The sequence below is a fragment of the Pedobacter sp. Bi126 genome, assembly GCF_918698245.1.
Lineage (GTDB): Bacteria > Bacteroidota > Bacteroidia > Sphingobacteriales > Sphingobacteriaceae > Pedobacter.
Genome location: NZ_CAKKMS010000005.1, coordinates 1 through 19,931 on the forward strand (window position 1 = coordinate 1; position 19,931 = coordinate 19,931).

Genomic DNA, 19,931 nt, shown 5'->3' on the forward strand with positions numbered 1-19,931 from the left:
GCTAATAGAGCAAATTTCTAAAACTGTAGTTGCGGTAAAGCCAACAAGAAGCTTTCCCAGAATTAAAGTTCGGCAAAATAAAAGCAGGTTGCACCAAGCATATAAATAGCTTAACTTAATAGCATTGGGGACGCTACAACTATAAAAGACGCTACAGCTAGAAAATTTTGGGTTAAAGATTCTTCATTGTGCTCAGAATGACATCCTATAAAAAAAACAATGAATTAATGACAACTGACAAATTAACTACCCAGTACCTTCAAAATTGCACTGGCTTTCAACAAACACTCTTCGTATTCTAAAATGGCATTGCTTTGGTAGGTAATGGCTCCCCCAACCTGAAAGGACAAATAACCAGATTCAGCATTGTACAAAATACTCCGGATAACCACGTTAAAATCGAAATCACCATCTGGACTGATGCAGCCAAAGGAACCGGAATAAATACCTCTTTTGGTTACTTCATATTCTTCAATTAATTTCATTGCTTTTACCTTTGGCGCACCTGTCATAGAGCCCATTGGAAATGCATTTTTAATGGCGTCGATAAAGTGAACCGCTGGATTTAGTTTACAGCTAATGGTAGAAATCATTTGATGGACCTGTGGGAAGCTGTAGATGCCAAATAATTCATCAACAGTAACAGAACCCTTAACGGCCGATTTAGTGAGGTCGTGGCGTACCAGATCAACAATCATTACATTTTCTGCCTGCTCTTTAATATCATTCCTGAGTTGCAGCTTTATGGCTTCATCTTCTGCCAGATCAGAACTTCGTTTTGCAGTGCCTTTTATTGGTTGTGAAGTGAGTTTCGATCCACGTTTGCATAAAAACCGTTCTGGCGTTGCAGATAAAATATATTTACCCTGAACTTTAAAATAGCCAGCAAATGGGGTAGGAGAAACCTGGTTTAACACCTCGAAAGTTTGAACGGGATCTATTTCTATATTTTCAGCAAAAAACTCCTGACAGAAGTTAACTTCATAAATGTCGCCACGAATAATATGATCTCTTAAAGCCTCGACCTTATGGATATATTGATTTTTTGATAATCTTTGTGCTATTGTTATCGCTTTCGATTGATTTTTTACCTGAAGCTGAAAGGATTCGATATCTGCTAAAATGGAAGGATGACCAAGCAAAACCTCCGCCTTGCCATCTTTAAAGGCGATTAAATATTTTGGAACAAAAAAGTAAAGATCAGGGAAGTCTAAGTTGTCAGAATTATTAGAATTTAACTCTTCAATTTCGTTTTTTAAATCGTAGCTGAAAAAGCCAAAAATCCACTGTTTATGCGTAGCATAAAAGCTTTTTAGTTGATCAAACGCATTACCTACCGCGCATTTTAGTTCATGATGTGCATCAGCTGCGATAATGAAATCGTAGGCCGAGTAGGCATCTTTGTAGTTATTTGAATCTAAAAAGCAGCAAACCTCGAACTTGTTGGCCCAATGCAAAGCTTTTTGTTTAAAATTGGATATGTTTTGTGTGGTTTTCAAGCTGCGGCAAAGGTAAAAATAGCGTTGATAATTGTAAGAAATTAATTTTTATCTTGAATGATAATTATGTTATGAAAGTAAAGTATCTGTTTTGTCTATGTATCAGTTTATTAATATTGGGATGCTCGAGGATTGAGCATAGAAAAATTCATTTGTACGAACTCCAGAAGGCAAAAGTAAAAATGGATATGACGGATGATTCATGTGCTATAGTAGATATTATAGAATATTTTCCAAACACACAAAAGGATGAGACAAATAAACAATTAGCAAACTTATATTTATGCAGACAACAATCTACTGGAGATACGCTTTATGTCTTCGCTGATTGTGATCCCGAGAAAAGTATTCCTTTTGACAATAATGTTTGCATTATGAAAAGCGATATTAAAACTAGCATTCCAAAAGAGATTGTTGTTTCTGTTCCTCGGGATCTTGTAATTCCGAAAGGAGCTAAATATGTTTTCTCCAATTTATTTTGGCTATTAGATTAGTGAGAAAAGCAATGTTACCACTTAATCCATTAATCACATTAAAAATGTGGACCTCCTGTATCATCGTTAAAAACGAAGACGATCGTAAAGAGCAATAGGCGACGTAAACAAAAAAAGCAACCCGATTGTGGGTTGCTTTTCTTTTATGAACCGTCAACCTGAATTTATTTCTAGACGACGGAATCTTATGTTTTAACGTAACTCCAAAGTTTGTGCTCTATCTGGTCCTACTGAAAGGAATTTGATCGGCACTTCTAATTCTTTTTCTAAGAACGCTATATAATCAGTTAATTTAGCTGGGATTTCATCTACAGAAGTAATTTTAGTTACATCAGTAGCCCAACCATCAATTGCTTTCAATACTGGTTTTGGTTCGATTGAAATGATGTCGTATGGCATGTAATCGATCGTTTCGCCATTGTATTCGTAGTGCGTACAAGCATAAATGGTATCGAAAGTATCCAAAACATCAGCTTTCATCATAATTAATTCGGTTACCCCGTTTAACATGATGGCATATTTTAATGCAGGAAGATCGATCCAGCCACAACGACGGGCACGACCTGTAGTTGCGCCAAATTCGTGACCTAAAGCGCGTAAATTTTCGCCAACTTCGTTATCTAATTCAGTAGGGAAAGGGCCGCCACCAACACGTGTGCAATATGCTTTGAAGATACCATAAACAGCACCTACTTTATTTGGTGCAATACCTAAACCAGTACAGGCACCTGCAGTTGTGGTGTTACTAGAAGTTACAAAAGGATATGAACCAAAATCTACGTCTAATAACGTTCCCTGGGCACCTTCTGCTAAAACAGCTTTTCCTTCTTTTAAGAAACCGTTCACATAATGTTCGCTATCAACATGAGGGATGGTTTTTAAGAATTCGATTGCTTCAAAGAATGATGCTTCTTTCTCAGCCAATTCATATTCGAAACCTTCGTAATGAGAAAGGATTTCAGTATGTTTTTCTACCAATTTGGCATAACGTTCTTTGAAATCAGGTAGAGTAGTATCACCAACGCGTAAACCGTTACGGCCAGTTTTATCCATATAAGTCGGACCAATACCTTTTAGGGTTGATCCAATTTTATTTTTACCCATGCGCGCTTCGTTTGCAGCATCCAATAATTGGTGGGTTGGTAAAATTAAGTGCGCTTTACGGGCAATCACCAATTTACCATCGGCAACAGGATCATGACCAGCTTTTTTTAAATTATCTAACTCTCTTTTTAGGATAATAGGGTCGATTACTACACCATTACCAATAAGATTCATGGTTTTTTCGTTAAAAATTCCTGAAGGGATTGTGTTTAAAACGAATTTTTTGCCATCGAACTCTAAAGTATGTCCGGCATTTGGGCCACCCTGAAAACGGGCAATAAGATCATATTTTGGACTTAGTACATCAACGATTTTTCCCTTTCCTTCATCACCCCATTGCAGGCCGAGAAGTACATCTACTTGCGTCATTATTTAATAAATTAAGCTGGTTTTATTTGTATTTTGATTTAATTTTGTACAATTTTTGCGGCTGTTACTGCGCTTTCGTTTACTTTTCTGGCCATACTGCAATCAGAGCAGAAACCATAAAGATTTAACGAATGGTGTTTTACATCAAATTTTAAAAGATCACCAACCATGGTTTGGATCTGGTGGATGCGTGGATCGCAGAATTCTACTACTTTACCACATTCGATACAGATTACGTGATCGTGCTGGCGGTAACCATAAGATTTTTCGAATTGTGCCATATTTTTACCAAACTGATGTTTGGTAACTAAATCGCATGAAACCAGTAACTCCAATGTGTTATAAACCGTAGCACGACTTACGCGGTACTTTTGGTTTTTCATGTGGATATAAAGGGTTTCTACATCAAAGTGGTCGTTTCTTGAATATATTTCTTCCAATATAGCGAAACGCTCTGGTGTTTTACGTAGATTTTTGTTTTCTAAATAAGCCTCAAAAATCTTGCGAACGAGCTCATTTGTTTTTTGTTCAGACATAGTTTTTAAACTCCATTCAAAGGTAGGTAAATTGTTTTGAAAAACGATTACACCGATGAAATGATTACATAGATTTGGTAATTTTTGATTGTTGTAATAAGCTGGAGTTATGGAGTTCAATCTGCAAATAGCGTGTAACTTAGCATCTAGACTTCTAGCTCCGGACTTCCGACTTTCGGACTAATTAGGCGTCAAACCTCGTTACTCCTGTAACACCTCTAACTTTTAATAAATTTTTAATCAGATTTTCCAGGTGTTCGGTATCATTTACGAAAATCATAATCGAACCATCAAAAATCCCTTCATTGGTATCAACAGTAATCGATCTCATATTTACTTTAAAGTCGGTAGAAATAACCCTGGTAATGTTATTGATCAAACCTACATCATCAATGCCTACAATGCGTAAGCCAGTTAAGAAAGTTAATTCCTGCTGTTTGTTCCATTTAGCTTTCACCACGCGATAACCATAATTAGCCATTAGCTGTGCTGCGTTAGGGCAGTTGGTACGGTGTATTTTAATACCTTCACTCACGGTAATAAAGCCAAAAACATCATCACCGGGAATCGGGTTACAACAGGCAGCCAGGGTATAATCAATGCGCTGCATGTCTTCGCCAATCAATAAAATATCAGATTCACCGCCTTTAATTTTACTCTTGATTCCGTCAACTGAAAGATTTTCAGGACGTTCTGGTCCGCGGTTTTCAACTTCTTTCTCACTCGATAGATACTCTTTTATATCTTTCAGTTCGATTTTTCCTAAAGCAACATTAACGAAAAGCTCTTGTGTAGAAGGCAGTTTAAAGAAATAACTTAGCTTTTGTAGATTGTCGGTATTGTAGGTGATTTTTAACGATTTTAGCTTCCTTTCTAAGATTTCCTTCCCATTTTCGGCAATTTTCCGCTTTTCTTCTTTTAAAGATGATTTAATTTTCGATTTAGCCTTGGCAGTAACCACCACATTTAGCCAATCTTCTTTAGGTGTTTGTTTGCTTGAGGTGATAATCTCCACCTGATCGCCATTTTGAAGCTTATACGAAATAGGAACCAGTTTGTGATTTACTTTAGCGCCTATACAGGTTGCACCTACATCGGTATGGATCTCGAAAGCAAAATCTAACGCGGTAGCACCTAAAGGCAGCTGAATCAAGGCGCCTTTTGGCGTGAAAATAAAAATCTCATCCGAGAAAAGGTTCATCTTGAAATCGTCCAGGAAGTCTAAAGCATTGGCTTCCGGGTTGCTCAGCATTTCGCGGACTTTCTGGATCCACTGATCCAGACCGTTATCATTACTCGATTCTTTGTATTTCCAGTGTGCAGCAAAACCTTTCTCTGCAATTTCGTTCATGCGTTGTGTACGGATCTGTACCTCAACCCATTGTCCGCGTGGTCCCATTACCGTAGTATGCAAACTTTCGTAGCCATTTCCTTTTGGAGAGGAAACCCAATCGCGTAAACGATCAGGATTTGGACGATATAAATCGGTAACAATAGAATACGCTTTCCAGCAATCGGCCTTTTCATTTTCAGGTGCCGAGTCCAAAATAATCCGGATGGCAAAAAGATCGTAAACCTCTTCGAAAGGAATATTTTTCTTTTTCATCTTGTTCCAGATGGAGTGGATTGATTTGGGTCTGCCGTAAACATCGGCCACTAATCCTTGTTCGTGAACAATTTCATCAATCGGTTCGACGAATTTTTTGATGAAAAGCGCACGTTCAGCTTTTTTCTCGTTTAATTTTTTTGCAATGAATTTGTAAGTGTCAGGGTCGAGATATTTCATCGAAAGATCTTCCAACTCTGATTTTATGGCATATAAACCCAATCTATGGGCTAATGGTGCATATAAATAAATGGTTTCTGAAGCGATTTTAAGCTGCTTGTGGCGGGGCATAAAATCCATTGTACGCATGTTATGCAAACGATCGGCAAGTTTGATCAGGATTACCCTCACATCATCTGCCAGGGTAAGCAACATTTTACGGAAATTCTCAGCCTGTAAAGAGCTATTGGTGTCGAAAACGCCAGATATTTTGGTTAAACCATCGATAATTTTAGCGGTTTTCTTGCCAAATTCGCGTTCAATATCTTCTAAAGTGATATCGGTATCTTCTACCACATCGTGCAATAAGGCACATACAATAGAGGTTGTTCCTAAGCCAATTTCTTCAGCGGCAATCTGCGCTACAGCAATAGGGTGATAGATATAAGGTTCGCCAGACTTTCGGCGCATATCTTTATGGCTTTCCAGTGCCATATCGAAAGCTTTCCTGATTTCTTTTTTATCGCCCTTTTGTAAAGTAGATTTACTTGCCCGTAGTAATGCCCTATATCTTTTTAGAATCTCTTGCTTTTCCGCCTCTAAATCAATCACTAACTCTGTTTTCATTTGTATTTTTTGCGTAAAAATTGCGTCTTATTTATGAATAAAACTTATATTAGTTTTGTGAAACACCTAATATATGAAATAACACCTAACTTTGTAAAAGTATAAATTTATGAAAATTAAAGGGCTCTTTTTTCTTTGTATTGTAATGATTTGTAGCATTTCGCTACGGGCTCAGGATCCTGCTGCGCCAATATTCCCTAAATTGGGTAAAAGCGATACAATAAGAGTAGCCTCAACAAATGATAATGGTGTAATGATTCCATGGATGCAGCTTAACGAAGTATCTATTTACGCGGCTAGAATCTGGAAATCGCCGGCAGAACAGGCCGCATATAACCGATTAAGGTATAATGTATTAAAAGTAATGCCCTACGCCTTATTTGCAAAGCGCAGATATGAGCAATTAGAGCAGGATATTGCCCGTACGCCGGAGAAAAAGGAACAAAAACAACTGGTTAAACAATGTGATAAAGAAATTAAAGATATGTTTAACCGCGAAATTAAAGAATTAACCATTACTCAAGGTCAGATTTTGACGAAACTGATCGATCGTGAAGTGGGCAGAACAACATATGATATTGTAAAGCAGACCAAAGGCGGTTTCGCTGCGTTTTCTTATCAGATTGTGGCCCGAGTGGTAGGACATAATTTAAAAAGCACTTACGATCCGAACGAGGATAGGGATATAGAATCTATTATCCGTACCTCAGGATTTTATCAATAACATATAATGCAGGAACGCATTCCGAATATTTATTCATTTAAGGTTAAAAAAATTAATGGCGAAGAGCAGCCATTATCTGCCTATCGCAATAAAGTTGTTTTAATTGTAAATACAGCCTCCGAATGTGGCTTTACACCACAATTAAAGGAATTACAGCAGTTAAAAGACGAAATTAATAGCCCTGATTTTGAAATTTTGGGTTTTCCGACCAACGATTTTGGAAAGCAGGAACCGCTTAATGGATCCGATATTGCATCTTTCTGTGAAATTAACCATGGCGTAAAATTTCCGGTTTTTGATAAGATTATGGTACGTGGTGCACATGCCCACCCGCTTTATCAATTTCTGAGCGATAAAAAACAAAACTCAAAATTAAGTTCAAAACCCCGTTGGAACTTTCATAAATATATCGTGAACAAAAATGGCGAGTTGGAAGATTATTTCTTACCCTTCACCAAGCCATTAAGTTCGAAAATTAAAAAGAAAATTCAGCAACTGCTGAGCCAAAATGCCCAATAATTACATCATGAAGTTAGATATTTTAGTTATAGCCGTGCATCCTGATGACGCAGAGCTTTGCTGTTCAGGTACTATTTTAAAACATATTGCCCTTGGTAAAAAAGTTGGAATAGTAGATTTAACGAGAGGCGAGCTGGGTACGCGTGGCACTGCAGAAACAAGGGATGAAGAGGCCGCAGACTCTGCAAAAATTTTAGGTTTACATGTTCGCGAGAATTTGAGAATGAGGGATGGCTTTTTTCAGAATGATGAATTTCACCGTTTAGAAGTAATTAAAGCCATCAGGAAATACCAACCAGAAATTATTTTAAGCAATGCGCTGGAAGACCGTCACCCTGATCATGGACGTGCAGGCGATTTGGTGTACGATTCGGTTTTTTTATCAGGCTTGCCAAAAATAGAAACATCAATAGATGGCGTTAAGCAAGAAGCGCACCGCCCAAGGTTATTATTGCAATATATTCAAGACAGGTACTTAAAACCTGATATCATTGTGGATATATCTGACCATATGGATAAGAAAATTGAATCGATCAAAGCTTTTAAAACACAATTTTATAATCCTGATGTAGATGGCTTGCAAACCTATATTTCTTCACCAGAGTTTTTCGAAAGCGTAATTGGCCGTTCGAGAGAATTTGGTAAAAGCATTGGTACCACTTTTGGCGAAGGTTTTACCTCAAGGAAATTATTGGGTGTTGATAGTTTGTTTGATTTAAGGTAACTTTTTTTAACCGCAAAGAAAAGAAGTGTTCCGCAGAGTACGCAAAGCTGTAGGGATTTGTCTTACTAAGATTTCTCTTTCTTTTCCTTAGCGAAAAACTTAGCGCCCTTTGCGGTTATTTTGACAGTCCAACAAAACCGCTCTTCGTTTGTTATTCTCAAAACGAATAATAATGGCGAATATATTCTCTTCTCTCAAAAATGCGTACAACCTTTTCAAACATATAGATTTCGGTAAGTTAGAAGCTTTATCGAAAAAAGTCGATTTACCCAAAATGGTCGAAACCATATCCAATCTGGATGATAAACAGATTCAGGGAATGATGAAAATGATGGGTGGACCGGGTAAAAAGAGAGAATTACCACCAATTGAAGGTGATTTTTACCATTTAGGCGACGAAGCGCTCAACGATGAGGATCGCGAACTCCAGTTAAAAGTGCGTGTTTTTTTAGAAAAAGAAGTAAAACCCATTGTAAACCATTACTGGAACAAAGCCGAATTTCCTTTCGAAATTATTCCAAAACTTGCTGAACTTAATATCTGTGGTTTAACCTATAAAGGTTATGGCTGTCCGGGGAAATCGAATTTGATGGAAGGGATTTTAGCGATGGAAATGGCGCGGATAGATACCTCAATTTCTACTTTTTTTGGTGTACAGAGTGGTTTGGCAATGGGATCGATCTATTTATGTGGATCGGAAGAACAAAAACAGCAATGGTTGCCATTGATGCAGCAATTTAAAATTATCGGTGCATTTGGACTAACTGAACCGGAAGTGGGCTCTGCTGCTGCTGGAGGACTCACTACAACCTGCAAAAAAGTAGATGGCAAATGGATATTAAATGGTCAGAAAAAATGGATCGGTAATGCCACTTTTGCCGATATCTTAATTATTTGGGCGCGAGATGAAGAGAGTGGAGAAGTGAAGGGCTTTATTGTAAAAAAGGATAATCCGGGTTTTGCGGTAGAAAAAATGCAGGATAAAATGGCCCTCAGGATTGTGCAGAATGGAATTATCACTTTAACCAATTGTGAAGTAGAAGAAGCCGATCGCTTACAAAATGCAAACTCATTTAAAGATACAGCAAAGGTATTGCAAATGACAAGGGCAGGGGTGGCCTGGCAGGCTGTTGGCTGCGCACGTGGCGCTTACGAAAATGCATTGGATTATACCCGCACCCGAAAACAGTTTGGTAAACCTATTGCATCTTTTCAATTGATTCAAAACCATTTGGTTGAGATGTTGTCTAATTTAACAGCAATGCAAACATTATGTTTTAGGTTGTCACAATTACAGGATCAGGGCTTGTTGAAAGACGAACACGCTTCGTTAGCCAAGGTATTCTGTTCGTTACGTACACGTGATGTGGTGAGTAAGGCCCGTGAGGTAATGGGTGGAAACGGCATTTTATTGGAATATAATGTAGCACGTTTTGTGGCCGATGCTGAAGCAATTTATTCATATGAGGGTACAAAAGAAATTAATACGCTGATTGTAGGTAGAGCCATAACGGGTTTCTCTGCATTTGTTTAGGTGGAGGGAACTCATGAAGTTTGAAAGGGTAAGAGCAGCTTGGGAAACTTCGTGAGTTTTGAGTTGGAGTAATTAGTTGCTTGCCAGTCTGTGCGTAGTCGAAGGCTGATATAGTAAGATAAATAGCAGGATTTTTTAGGTTAGGAAATGAATGTCAGCATTTCATGGGTGCTGTAGTCCTGCCATTCGCTGTAGTCCCGACGAGAAGTCGGGAGCTGCCGCTGCTGTCAGGTTTATTGAACAAAAGTTAGTGGCCCCTGCAACCTCAAAAATGAAATACTGTTTTGGCCATTTAGCCCTGTTTGAAGCGATACCCTGCAGCAACGAGGTACGAGGCAGCGAAGCGTATAAGCGTAAAACGGGAAGGAACTTAATGTTTTGCACAGGCATAGCGCTACAAGAAAAAGTATTTTAGAATTGGAATAGCGTATTGTAGCCTTGCTTCACTTCATTAAATCGCTTTTAACACCCAGGTTTCTCGGATTCTCCCAATTTTATCCGCCTGCTCTTTCATTTTTTTTAATAATTCAATATCAATATATTTTAGCGAGGAAAGTTGATGCCAAACTGAAGTTGCTTTAGTTGTCAATTTGAAACCTTGTTCAAGAAAGAAATGTTCTGCCTGTTCAAAGCTATCGAACTTATTATCTTCTACATGATGTGCTTCCAGAAACTGAGAAAAATGATCATTGGTTTCATTTTTAAGTGCTGCTCGTTTAACATATACATCAGCAGTGATCCAATAACCACCTCTTTGTTTTAATGATTTATGGATGGTTTTACATAGTGATATCTTTTCTTCATTATTTAAGTATACCAATAAACCTTCATTTATAATACTAATCGGGCCGAGAGGCATTTGATTTATAACATTTGAAAAGGCGTCTTCATCCAAAGCATTTAAAGCTTCGATTTTGAGTTTACCCTTTAGTTGTAATTTCTCATCAATAATTAGCCGATCGACCAAATCTTTTTTGATATCGATTACGCCTTGTAAATCAGTATCCAAATAATAGATAGTCGGATGCCTTAAAACCAGATCCAAGCCTCTGAAAGAATAACCAGAAGAAATTTCTATAATATTTAAAGAGCCTGATGCAAAAAGTAAGCTATCCAGAGATAAATATCTACTCTCAAAATGCACCAAGCGTTTTAAAAATACCTCATCAAAATCTTTATCATATAATTTTTCAAGGGCGTCGTTACCGTAAATTAACTTAACAGCATCAGCAACAAAGGGAATATCCGTTAAACTTTTGGCAAGTAAAAGCGATTTTGCTGATGGACTTATCGAACTATAATCACGATTCATTTGTAATTATACAAAAAAAATCTATGTCTAAAACGGATACTTATTAAATGCTACCTGGCTCATTGCACTTTTTTCGAATAGCGCTATACAGGATTTATTATATTGAGAATCGAAGTTTACTTCTCCAGGCTCCAAAGTTTTCGGAACATTGGCATTTTCCATAAAGAAGTAAACTTTTGTATTGCCGTATTTGGTATGGGGCATTAAATTGCCATAATCTTCCATTTCTTTCCATACCGAATCTTTAACCGTAACTACATAAATGCGCTGTACCGGACCAGTATTGTTTGCATTTCTATACTTGGCAACTTCTTTAAAACCGGCTTTCATGTCCTCAATCCCAGGCTGATCAAAAACAGCCTTAACCATGAAAAAGATCACTACTAAAATGCCTGCAACTAAGAAATAAACTAACCATTTTCCATTCATGCCTACAATAAAGGCAATATTTTTTCCATAACCGTCAAGCCTTCGTCAATATGTTTTTGCTCAATGCAAAGTGCCGGACGAAAGCGTATCGTTTTTTCACCACAGCCCAAAAACATCACATTGTTTTCTAATCCTTTCCCAATAAATGCATTACGCATTTCTTTTGTCGGGAAATCAAAAGAACACAACAAACCTCTTCCACGAACATTTGTCATTTGATCAAATTTATGCGATAGATTTTTCAGTTGATCTCTCAGGTAAGTACCCACTTTTTCAGCATTTTCACAAAGCTGATCTTCCTCTACAATTTGTAAGATCTGCGTTGAACGAACCATGTCAACCAAATTGCCTCCCCACGTTGAGTTAATACGGCTTGGCACTTTAAATACATTGGTTTCAATTTCGTCTACTTTATTACCGACAAGGATACCGCAAACCTGCATTTTTTTTCCAAAAGCGATGATATCTGGTCGAGCTTTTTCACTAAAATGTTGATGGCACCAGAATTTGCCGGTTAACCCAACGCCAGTTTGTACTTCATCATAAATCAAAAAGGCATCATTTTCATCGGCTAAGGCCTTAAGTTGGATCAAAAATTCTTCACGTAAGTGATTATCTCCACCTTCAGATTGGATTGGTTCTACAATTATAGCACAGATATCGTCTTTATTTTCTGTAAAGACTTTTTTGATCTGCGCTAAAGATGTTTCTTCGGTTTGAATGGCATGACTTAAATTATTTCCTGAAAGCGGAAATCTAACTTCCGGGACAGCCACTCTTGGCCAATCGAATTTGGCAAACCACTTGGTTTTATCGGGTAGGGTATTGGTTAAGCTTAAAGTATAACCCGTTCTGCCATGAAAAGCCCTTTCGAAGTGTAAAACCTTAAAACCTTTTTCTTCAGTATATCCCTTTGCAAAGTTTTTCTGAACTTTCCAGTCCATAGCTACCTTAATTGCATTTTCTACTGCTAAACCTCCACCTGCAATAAAAAAAGCATGTGGAAGGTAATCAGGAATACCGACTTTGGAAAATGTTTCAACAAACTGTGCATACTGCTGGGTGTAAACATCAGAGTTCGATGGATTGGCTAATGCAGCGAGAAGAAGATTTTTTTTAAACGTTTCGTCATTGATCATTTTAGGGTGGTTATAACCTAAAGGAACTGAAGCAAAACAAGTGAAAAAATCGAGTAAAGTTCTGTTGTGTTTAGCATCGTAAATGTAAGCACCATGACTTTTTTCCATATCATAAGTCAGGTCGAAACCATCGGCCAAAATGTGCTTACTTAACGATTCGTTAACGCGATCTGCAGGTACTGTTAATTGATACATAAACTTGGTTTTGGTATAATCCAAATTTAGTTAAATGTGCCTAAAATCAAAATTTAAGCACTTTTTGTGCACTTTACATAAAAAATAGGTTTAAACTGTTTAAAGTATGATTATAGACAAAATCGCGTTTTGGACTTCACAGATGTGGAAAACTTTTTCGAAAATTCTTACTACAGCGCAAATTAAATCTAAATAAATATGAACTATCTATGGGTTTTAAGCCTGATATTGTAAAACCTTATGAAAGAACTTCTCCATCAGCATATTTCCAACCATGTAACTATTCCGGAAAAGGAAAGAGATAGATTCTGTAACCTGTTCAAACATCAATTGGTTAAAAGAAAGCGTTTTTTACTGCAAGCGGGGGAAACCTGTAAATTTGAAGGTTTTGTAATCAAAGGACTTTTCCGCGTCTATCATGTTGACCAAAATGGTTTCGAAAACATATTGTATTTTGCCATTGAAAACTGGTGGATTACCGATATTGATAGTTTTACCAATACCATACCTTCTCAGCTCTATATAGAGGCTCTTGAAGATAGTGAGGTACTGCTCATTTCTAAGAAGGACAAAGAATTTGCCTACATCAATCTTCCTCAAATTGAGAAACTATTCAGGATAATGACCCAAAAAACCCATGTTGCCCTACAAAGGAGGATGATCGATAATTTGAGTAAAACTGCAGACCAGCGCTATCTTGATTTTATTAAAAAATATCCGCAGCTCCAACAACGATTGACCAACCTTCAGATTGCAGCTTATTTAGGCATTAGTCACGAATTTTTAAGTAAGATCAGAAAGAAAATTGTAACCGGTAGCTAGCTTACCTGTATTTATTGAACTTGTTCAATCTTTTTGTCTTGGTGTCCTGTGCATCTTTGTTTCATCAAATAACATTAAGACATGAAATCAATTATTTCAACATTATTTCTAACTATTCTAATCTTATTAAAAATGGAAGCAAATGCACAAGGTTTCAAAACAATTGAAACAGCTAATTTAAAACTCGAAGTTTATAACGCATCAGAGAATGCTTTTGGTGTGGCATCCGTAATCGTTTCGGGCAAAACAGATGCCGTTTTAATCGATGCACAATTTACTTTGGAAGACGCCGAAAAGGTTGCCAGCCAAATCAAAAAGTCTGGTAAAAAATTAACTGTAATTTATGTTTCCCATGCCGATCCTGATTATTACTTCGGATTGGAAGTTTTTAAGAAACATTTCCCGGAAGTAACGGCTTTCGCCTCACCGGCAACCGTGGAAGCTATCAAAGCCTCTGCACAGAAAAAACTGGATGTTTGGGGGGAAAGATTAGGTAAGGCCATTACTTCTAATGTGGTATTACCACAGGTGATAAAGGGAAATAGCATTGATTTGGAAGGTCAGAAACTCGAAGTTGTTGGCTTGGAAGAATTTCCTGCAAAAACATTTGTTTGGGTTCCTTCAATCAAAGCAGTAATAGGTGGTATCAATATTTTCGGAACTACATTTAACCTATGGATGGCAGATGCACAAACGCCAGAAGCCCGTAAAAATTGGATTGCTGTTTTAGACAAAATCGAAGCCTTAAATCCTTCAATCGTTATTCCTGCACATGCCAACAACGCAAGCCCGTTTGATGTTAGTGCAATAAAACATACCAAAAGTTATATCCGGTTTTACGAAGAGGCTTTAAAAAGCAACAGAACCTCTGAAGAATTGATCAAAGCGATTAAAGCACAATATCCAACCTTAACTTTTGAAACGGCTTTGCAGATTGGAGCAAAGGTAAATACCGGAGAAATGAAATGGTAGAATCAAAATCGCCACGAATAAATTAACTTAAAATTTATTCGTGCTGATCTTAAAGACAAAAAAACTTTTTTAAAACATTATTTCTTTTTTGGGATTGTTTTTTTGCAAAAGCACAGCATAAAAGAAATGAAAACTATTATATTCAGTTTGTTGGTTGCAGGTATGTTGCTGACAAGCTGTTTCTCAAATTCCAATAAAATGACAAATCTAGAAATTGTAAAAAGTACCTACGAAGGAAAAACTTCGGAAGAAAATGGGGAAAACTTAGCAAAATATGTTGCTGAAGATATCTCTTGGACAGAAGCGGAAGGATTTCCATGTGCAGGCACTTATATAGGCTTGGAAAACATTACAAAAAATGTTTTTGCAAGACTAGGAAGCGAATGGATTGACTATAAATTTACGCCTGAAGATTATGTTGCCAATGAAGACAAAGTGGTAGCGTATGGAACTTATTCTGGTACCTATAAAAAGACAAATAAGCCTTTTACGGCAAGAGTTGCCCACATATGGAAACTGAAAGACCGTAAAATCATAAGTTTTGAGCAGTTTGTGGATAGTAAGCCAGTAAATGATGTCATGCAATGAAGATATTAGCTTTATTGTTGAGAAGGCCTTTTTGCATCATCTGATTCCCGCTTATATTCATTAAGTAAATACAGAATTTCGTCTGCCTTTCTGTCAAGATGTGATACCGGAATTTTTGCAGAAGTGCCACCCTTTAATAATAGGGTGATGTAATTTTTATATATACTCCCGGCATTATCACGTCCTACTTCTTCTATGCTGAATGCAAAACCCTCTATGTTTTCCCAATTGTAAAAATCACGGTCTTTAATGATTAGTTCGTCTTTCGTAAAAGTAATATGAGGTGTTTTTTTGATCAGCTCGCGAAGTGCATAAATAAAAAGCCATATAGGGAATATACTAAAAACAGCTATCATGCCTACTGTTACAATTGAAAATTCACCATAAAATATATAAATAAAAAAGGGTACCGATATTATGGACAGCACTAATATAACATAAAGGTTTAAAGGTGCTTTTCTGATAATAAGGGGTTCCATTGAAATATTTTAAGGTTGAGAAACTTTCTTCACGTATAAAAACTTATCTAAAGCACTAATATATATACTATCTGATTGATTTAGAATAAAATTCTGTTACAGGTTAATTGTGTAAAAATTATTCCTATTACAGCTCAAGTTGATTGCTTGTGCTTTTTTGATACTTTAAATCATTTATCTCTTGCGGTAGGTTGAAATACATAAATCAGGATTCGATTATAATATATTGAATATAAGTGTTTAAGTTGTTTTGTCGATTAAAAATTAGAATGCCGAACGCGTTCCTCCACCATCCACCACCGAAACCGTTCCTGTTATATATTTAGCACGTGGAGAAACCAGGAAAACGGCCATGTTCGCCATATCTTGCACTTCACCAAAATCTTGCAAAGGTATTTCACTTTCAGCATACTTACGGCGCTCATCGCCAGGGAAATAAGGCCGGATGTTTTCAGTATCAATAAGTCCCGGCTGTAAACAGTTCACCCTGATTCCATATTTGCCCAATTGACCTGCAAGCTGTTTAGACCACATTGCCATTGCGGCCTTGGCAATAGCAGAAACATTTAACGAGCGTAATTCGTAAGTACTGGTTAAATTGAGTATTGTACCTTCTTTCCTGGCAATGAAATGTGGCAATAGCGCTTGAGTGAGCAACCTGGGGCGCTCAAAATCTAAGGCCATCGATCTAGTCCAAGGTTCTTCTGGCCCTGCAACATCTACAGGCTGACTTTGCCCCGCGTTGTTGATGAGGATGTCGATATGGCCAAGTGCAGCTAAGGCCGCAGTAGCAATTTCGTGAGGCGCGTTAGGTGCTAGCAAGTCCTGTGCAAAAACAATAGGAGCAAGGTTGCCTTCAGCAACGATCTCACTAGAAAGATTATCTAATGATTGCTGGTTACGGCCCGTTACAAAAACTTTTACACCTTCCCTTGCCAACTCTTTTGCTATTGCGCTACCTATTCCTTTAGAGGCCCCGGTTACCAATGCCGTTTTTCCGGTTAAATATAAGTCCATATTTTCTTGTGATTAAAATGACCTTGCAATAATAACCTGTACCGCGTATTTTTATAGCATGTACTACCATTTGTATGGTACAAACAAATTTGTAAGTAATGACGGCACGAAAAGAAAATTCGACTTATACCCTCAACGAAAAATTTATAACGGATTGCGATCTGACTTATGCGGCCAACAAAATAGGAGGGAGATGGAAAATTGTAATATTGGATAAACTTGGAGACCGAAAACTGAGGTTTAGCGAACTGAAAAAGGAATTTCCATATATATCAGAACGGATGCTAACCTTACAGTTGCGTGCATTGGAACAGGATGAACTGGTTAAAAGAACCGTTTATGCAGCGGTTCCCCCGAGGGTAGAATATGAACTGACTTCGATAGCACTAGAGTTTCTTCCGATTTTTTGTCAATTAAGTGCTTGGGGCAAGAAGAATAAAGCGCTAAAGAAGAGTAGATCATAAAACCGTTAATTATGATTATACATAAATCAGCAGATATTGGTTACCTTTAATTGATTTGGCAGCTATTTGCTGCATCAGTTGATTAGCAAATTTTAAAATTATATCGAGTTAATTATTATGGCAGAAGTTAAATTAAATATCCAAAAAGAAGAACCTAGTGCATTCGAACTTTATGATGAGGGAGAAAAATATGGAGAAATGGTTTTTGATATTCAGGGAGAAAATTTAACGGTTTATCATACCGAAATTGATCCCGAAAAAGAAGGCAAAGGTTACGCAAAACTATTGCTGGATGCCATGGTAAATTATGTCCGTACAAATAACCTGAAGGTAATTCCACTGTGCCCTTATGTGCATCTTCAATTTAAACGCCATGAGGAACTTTACAGAGATATCTGGAACAAAGTGCGCGAAAACGATTAATCGATAGAATAATACTAGAATTAAATTCAGGAAAGCTAAATTGATACTTCATGGTTGTGGAAAACCAATTTTCCAGCGCTTCTGGTAAGAAAGCCGCCGGAAAATTGTAAATGAGTTAATTGAACCTGTAAAAAAGAACTAAAAGCCGGTTGTTTTGGAGGGTTTATTGTTCAATGTGTATAGATCGTGCATCTTCATCTATTATTTAGCGGGCTTGCTCTATTTTTATTTCATTCGAAAGAAAGTAGCGATACTTTTACCATAAGAATCAAATCAACGGGACGATTTAGAGATCTTATTGGGGTTCCTCAGCGATGAGGGCCCTTTTTTTATTCAGGGCCCATAATGTTGAGCATATAGCTAATTGCATCTGTAGAATGAAGTGCCATTGTAGATTGCATTGTAATATCTGCAGTTTCCGAAGCTCTTTTTAGCATTTGTTTTTCGTAGGCTGCTATCGCTTCCTTAGGTGTATTAAAGCAGTTGTCCTTAAAGCATTGGCTTAGCTCTAAAGCATCGAGCATAGCCATATTTACACCCTCGCCAGCATAAGGAGGCATTAAATGGGCTGCGTCGCCTAGTATGGTTAAATTGGAGACGGCTTCCCAGCGCTGATCTAAAGGCATGCAATATTGAGGCCGGGGAATAAAAGCTGTTGATGCATTTTCAAATAATTCCAACCACATTGAGTCCCAAGTGGAGAATTCATTCTTGAACCAGTCGATCACTTGGTTTTTATTTGCAAAATCAATACCCGACGCTTTTGCCCAGTTTTCTTGCGTATGACAACCAGTATAAAATACCAAACTGCCATCACCTTTTGAACTTACGATCAGTGATTTTTCATCACCCATAGCGAATATTTTGCCGCCGTTTAAAAGCGCATGCATTTTCGGACAAGCAGTTGCCGATGAATAAATGGCACCTTCAACAATGCTAATCCCCGAATAGAAAGGTTTAATGGGTGTAATGTATGGACGGATTTTTGAATTAGCCCCGTCTGCGGCAATTACAATATCGGCCTGCGCTAAAGTTCCATTTTTAAATCCGATCAGCCATGAACCGTCGTTGGGGGTTACTGCTTCAAAATGGCTATCCCAAATTACAGTATCTTTTACCAGCGAATCTAAAAGGATCTTTTGTAATGGACCGCGGTCTATTTCAGGCCGGAAAGCTTCTCTGTTTTGTATGTCGCTATCTTCAAAAACGATATTGCCGTGCTGATCAATAATACGTGTACGATCTGCACCTGGACGATAGTTTGCTATAAAAGCATCCATGAGTTTGGCTTTACGTAAGGCAGCTAAACCAGATTCCTCATGTAGGTCTAATGTAGCACCTTTCGGTCGTGCATTTTCATCAGTGTCGCGTTCGTAAACTTTTACCTTGAAGCCATCCATTTGCAAAAGCCTGGCTAGGGTTAAACCTCCCGGGCCAGCACCAATGATGGCGATTTTTTTATCTTTAATATTGTTCATTATTTTTTATTTAAGGATGCCTTTAATTACGATTTCGCAGGAGGTTAAAATAACTTCCTCAGTAATAATTTGTAAGGGCCGATTTAAATGGTCTAAATATTCAGCTACCAGATCTTGGATGGGCGAAAATAGGAGCGCGCTGAGTACATCATGAGGTAAATCTGCAATCAATCCCGTTTGAACATTTGTTTTTAAAAAGGTATGAATGGGTGCGAAAAATGCACCTTGTTGTATGTTTTTCTCTTGAAAAGCCTTATTCAGCAAAGGAGAAGATTTTCCATATCGGATTAAAGAGAAAGCAGGTTTATTATTTTTAAGGTAATGAAAGGTATTTAGCCATAACCTTTTCATACCATCAGCAAAAGCCATTTTTGGATCAAAATTTTCCAATATCGCTTTTTCATAATTGCCCAATACTTCTTCGATAAAAAGTTTTATCAATAGATCTTCTTTATTTTCATACTTGATATAAATGGTACGCGGCGATATATTGGCTGCTTTTGCCAGTTTCTGCATACTCAGGTTTTCCAATCCTTCTTCAGAAATAATCTGTAGGGCGATCGATCTGATGGCTTCTTCTTTGACTAAATTTTTGGGCCGCATAACTCGTTTAATTAATATGATTCAAAAGTAAGTAAACGTTTGTTTACTTTTAAATTTTGTTTGAATTATTGATTTATTCTGACAAATTGAGCTGGGTTTTATCTTATGCTACTTC

21 protein-coding genes are annotated in these 19,931 nt (G+C 37.4%); 10 read left to right on the forward strand and 11 right to left on the reverse strand.

What is annotated here, in order from left to right; translation table 11 throughout:
* Positions 1-242: 242 nt before the first annotated feature.
* Entirely contained in the window at positions 243-1,499 is a 1,257-nt protein-coding gene (locus tag LQ201_RS18690; RefSeq protein WP_230144817.1) for an anthranilate synthase component I family protein, read from the reverse strand.
* A 182-nt stretch (positions 1,500-1,681) separates the two neighbouring features.
* On the opposite strand from LQ201_RS18690, the gene LQ201_RS18695 reads away from it, so the two are divergent.
* Positions 1,682-1,993, forward strand: a complete 312-nt coding sequence (locus LQ201_RS18695; RefSeq protein ID WP_230146662.1) for a hypothetical protein — start codon at positions 1,682-1,684, stop codon at positions 1,991-1,993.
* A 192-nt stretch (positions 1,994-2,185) separates the two neighbouring features.
* Here LQ201_RS18695 and LQ201_RS18700 read toward each other — a convergent pair whose 3' ends face one another.
* The 3 genes from LQ201_RS18700 to LQ201_RS18710 form a co-directional block, all read right to left on the reverse strand.
* Positions 2,186-3,466, reverse strand: coding sequence for an adenylosuccinate synthase (locus LQ201_RS18700; protein ID WP_057933642.1), 1,281 nt, complete (start codon positions 3,464-3,466; stop codon positions 2,186-2,188).
* A 38-nt stretch (positions 3,467-3,504) separates the two neighbouring features.
* Positions 3,505-4,002 (reverse strand): Fur family transcriptional regulator, encoded by a 498-nt coding sequence (locus tag LQ201_RS18705; RefSeq protein ID WP_230144819.1) that lies wholly within the window; start codon positions 4,000-4,002, stop codon positions 3,505-3,507.
* Positions 4,003-4,186: 184 nt separating this feature from the next.
* Positions 4,187-6,394: a bifunctional (p)ppGpp synthetase/guanosine-3',5'-bis(diphosphate) 3'-pyrophosphohydrolase gene (locus LQ201_RS18710; RefSeq protein ID WP_055906427.1), complete on the reverse strand. Its 2,208-nt coding sequence runs from the start codon at positions 6,392-6,394 to the stop codon at positions 4,187-4,189.
* Between the two features lie 109 nt (positions 6,395-6,503).
* Here LQ201_RS18710 and LQ201_RS18715 point away from each other — a divergent pair, with 109 nt between their 5' ends.
* From LQ201_RS18715 to LQ201_RS18730, 4 genes are all read left to right on the forward strand, one after another.
* Positions 6,504-7,118 carry a DUF4294 domain-containing protein gene (locus LQ201_RS18715; RefSeq protein ID WP_230144820.1) on the forward strand — a complete coding sequence of 205 codons (615 nt, stop codon included), beginning with the start codon at positions 6,504-6,506 and terminating at the stop codon, positions 7,116-7,118.
* 6 nt (positions 7,119-7,124) lie between these two features.
* Positions 7,125-7,637: a glutathione peroxidase gene (locus tag LQ201_RS18720; RefSeq protein ID WP_230144821.1), complete on the forward strand. Its 513-nt coding sequence runs from the start codon at positions 7,125-7,127 to the stop codon at positions 7,635-7,637.
* Between the two features lie 7 nt (positions 7,638-7,644).
* Positions 7,645-8,361 carry a bacillithiol biosynthesis deacetylase BshB1 gene (gene bshB1, locus LQ201_RS18725; protein ID WP_230144822.1) on the forward strand — a complete coding sequence of 239 codons (717 nt, stop codon included), beginning with the start codon at positions 7,645-7,647 and terminating at the stop codon, positions 8,359-8,361.
* Between the two features lie 172 nt (positions 8,362-8,533).
* Positions 8,534-9,895, forward strand: a complete 1,362-nt coding sequence (locus LQ201_RS18730) for an acyl-CoA dehydrogenase family protein (RefSeq protein ID WP_230144823.1) — start codon at positions 8,534-8,536, stop codon at positions 9,893-9,895.
* A 451-nt stretch (positions 9,896-10,346) separates the two neighbouring features.
* Here the strand turns inward: LQ201_RS18730 and LQ201_RS18735 are convergent, their stop codons facing one another.
* Genes LQ201_RS18735 through lat form a run of 3 tightly spaced genes read right to left on the reverse strand, consistent with a single transcriptional unit; the run spans position 10,347 to position 12,970 of the window.
* Positions 10,347-11,207: a hypothetical protein gene (locus tag LQ201_RS18735; RefSeq protein ID WP_230144824.1), complete on the reverse strand. Its 861-nt coding sequence runs from the start codon at positions 11,205-11,207 to the stop codon at positions 10,347-10,349.
* 27 nt (positions 11,208-11,234) lie between these two features.
* Positions 11,235-11,636 (reverse strand): hypothetical protein, encoded by a 402-nt coding sequence (locus LQ201_RS18740; RefSeq protein ID WP_230144825.1) that lies wholly within the window; start codon positions 11,634-11,636, stop codon positions 11,235-11,237.
* 2 nt (positions 11,637-11,638) lie between these two features.
* Positions 11,639-12,970 (reverse strand): L-lysine 6-transaminase, encoded by a 1,332-nt coding sequence (gene lat / locus LQ201_RS18745; RefSeq protein ID WP_230144826.1) that lies wholly within the window; start codon positions 12,968-12,970, stop codon positions 11,639-11,641.
* A gap of 240 nt (positions 12,971-13,210) precedes the next feature.
* Between lat and LQ201_RS18750 the strand changes: the two genes are divergently transcribed.
* From LQ201_RS18750 to LQ201_RS18760, 3 genes are all read left to right on the forward strand, one after another.
* Positions 13,211-13,792, forward strand: a complete 582-nt coding sequence (locus LQ201_RS18750; protein WP_230144827.1) for a Crp/Fnr family transcriptional regulator — start codon at positions 13,211-13,213, stop codon at positions 13,790-13,792.
* An 81-nt stretch (positions 13,793-13,873) separates the two neighbouring features.
* Complete coding sequence (locus LQ201_RS18755; protein ID WP_230144828.1) at positions 13,874-14,764, forward strand: MBL fold metallo-hydrolase; 891 nt, start codon at positions 13,874-13,876, stop codon at positions 14,762-14,764.
* Between the two features lie 126 nt (positions 14,765-14,890).
* On the forward strand, positions 14,891-15,352 hold the full coding sequence (locus tag LQ201_RS18760; RefSeq protein ID WP_230144829.1) for a nuclear transport factor 2 family protein: 462 nt from the start codon (positions 14,891-14,893) through the stop codon (positions 15,350-15,352).
* A gap of 11 nt (positions 15,353-15,363) precedes the next feature.
* Here LQ201_RS18760 and LQ201_RS18765 read toward each other — a convergent pair whose 3' ends face one another.
* Both LQ201_RS18765 and LQ201_RS18770 read right to left on the reverse strand, forming a co-directional pair.
* Positions 15,364-15,831, reverse strand: a complete 468-nt coding sequence (locus tag LQ201_RS18765; protein ID WP_230144830.1) for a hypothetical protein — start codon at positions 15,829-15,831, stop codon at positions 15,364-15,366.
* Positions 15,832-16,095: 264 nt separating this feature from the next.
* Complete coding sequence (locus LQ201_RS18770) at positions 16,096-16,848, reverse strand: SDR family NAD(P)-dependent oxidoreductase (protein WP_230144831.1); 753 nt, start codon at positions 16,846-16,848, stop codon at positions 16,096-16,098.
* A gap of 98 nt (positions 16,849-16,946) precedes the next feature.
* Between LQ201_RS18770 and LQ201_RS18775 the strand changes: the two genes are divergently transcribed.
* Positions 16,947-17,312 (forward strand): helix-turn-helix domain-containing protein, encoded by a 366-nt coding sequence (locus LQ201_RS18775; RefSeq protein WP_230144832.1) that lies wholly within the window; start codon positions 16,947-16,949, stop codon positions 17,310-17,312.
* A 117-nt stretch (positions 17,313-17,429) separates the two neighbouring features.
* Complete coding sequence (locus LQ201_RS18780) at positions 17,430-17,735, forward strand: GNAT family N-acetyltransferase (RefSeq protein ID WP_230144833.1); 306 nt, start codon at positions 17,430-17,432, stop codon at positions 17,733-17,735.
* A gap of 329 nt (positions 17,736-18,064) precedes the next feature.
* On the opposite strand, the gene LQ201_RS18785 is transcribed toward LQ201_RS18780, so the two are convergent.
* Positions 18,065-19,213 carry an NAD(P)/FAD-dependent oxidoreductase gene (locus tag LQ201_RS18785; RefSeq protein WP_230144834.1) on the reverse strand — a complete coding sequence of 383 codons (1,149 nt, stop codon included), beginning with the start codon at positions 19,211-19,213 and terminating at the stop codon, positions 18,065-18,067.
* 6 nt (positions 19,214-19,219) lie between these two features.
* Positions 19,220-19,816: a TetR/AcrR family transcriptional regulator gene (locus tag LQ201_RS18790; protein ID WP_230144835.1), complete on the reverse strand. Its 597-nt coding sequence runs from the start codon at positions 19,814-19,816 to the stop codon at positions 19,220-19,222.
* Positions 19,817-19,931 lie beyond the last annotated feature (115 nt).

Coding starts and splice junctions, on each gene's coding strand:
- LQ201_RS18720 (WP_230144821.1), top strand. CDS start 7,125: ATGCAGGAACGCATTCCGAATATTTATTCATTTAAGGTTAAAAAAATT.
- LQ201_RS18785 (WP_230144834.1), bottom strand. CDS start 19,213: ATGAACAATATTAAAGATAAAAAAATCGCCATCATTGGTGCTGGCCCG.
- LQ201_RS18780 (WP_230144833.1), top strand. CDS start 17,430: ATGGCAGAAGTTAAATTAAATATCCAAAAAGAAGAACCTAGTGCATTC.
- LQ201_RS18750 (WP_230144827.1), top strand. CDS start 13,211: ATGAAAGAACTTCTCCATCAGCATATTTCCAACCATGTAACTATTCCG.
- lat (WP_230144826.1), bottom strand. CDS start 12,970: ATGTATCAATTAACAGTACCTGCAGATCGCGTTAACGAATCGTTAAGT.
- LQ201_RS18790 (WP_230144835.1), bottom strand. CDS start 19,816: ATGCGGCCCAAAAATTTAGTCAAAGAAGAAGCCATCAGATCGATCGCC.
- LQ201_RS18710 (WP_055906427.1), bottom strand. CDS start 6,394: ATGAAAACAGAGTTAGTGATTGATTTAGAGGCGGAAAAGCAAGAGATT.
- LQ201_RS18775 (WP_230144832.1), top strand. CDS start 16,947: ATGACGGCACGAAAAGAAAATTCGACTTATACCCTCAACGAAAAATTT.
- LQ201_RS18770 (WP_230144831.1), bottom strand. CDS start 16,848: ATGGACTTATATTTAACCGGAAAAACGGCATTGGTAACCGGGGCCTCT.
- LQ201_RS18700 (WP_057933642.1), bottom strand. CDS start 3,466: ATGACGCAAGTAGATGTACTTCTCGGCCTGCAATGGGGTGATGAAGGA.
- LQ201_RS18765 (WP_230144830.1), bottom strand. CDS start 15,831: ATGGAACCCCTTATTATCAGAAAAGCACCTTTAAACCTTTATGTTATA.
- LQ201_RS18760 (WP_230144829.1), top strand. CDS start 14,891: ATGAAAACTATTATATTCAGTTTGTTGGTTGCAGGTATGTTGCTGACA.
- LQ201_RS18695 (WP_230146662.1), top strand. CDS start 1,682: ATGGATATGACGGATGATTCATGTGCTATAGTAGATATTATAGAATAT.
- LQ201_RS18735 (WP_230144824.1), bottom strand. CDS start 11,207: ATGAATCGTGATTATAGTTCGATAAGTCCATCAGCAAAATCGCTTTTA.
- LQ201_RS18730 (WP_230144823.1), top strand. CDS start 8,534: ATGGCGAATATATTCTCTTCTCTCAAAAATGCGTACAACCTTTTCAAA.
- bshB1 (WP_230144822.1), top strand. CDS start 7,645: ATGAAGTTAGATATTTTAGTTATAGCCGTGCATCCTGATGACGCAGAG.
- LQ201_RS18755 (WP_230144828.1), top strand. CDS start 13,874: ATGAAATCAATTATTTCAACATTATTTCTAACTATTCTAATCTTATTA.
- LQ201_RS18715 (WP_230144820.1), top strand. CDS start 6,504: ATGAAAATTAAAGGGCTCTTTTTTCTTTGTATTGTAATGATTTGTAGC.
- LQ201_RS18705 (WP_230144819.1), bottom strand. CDS start 4,002: ATGTCTGAACAAAAAACAAATGAGCTCGTTCGCAAGATTTTTGAGGCT.
- LQ201_RS18740 (WP_230144825.1), bottom strand. CDS start 11,636: ATGAATGGAAAATGGTTAGTTTATTTCTTAGTTGCAGGCATTTTAGTA.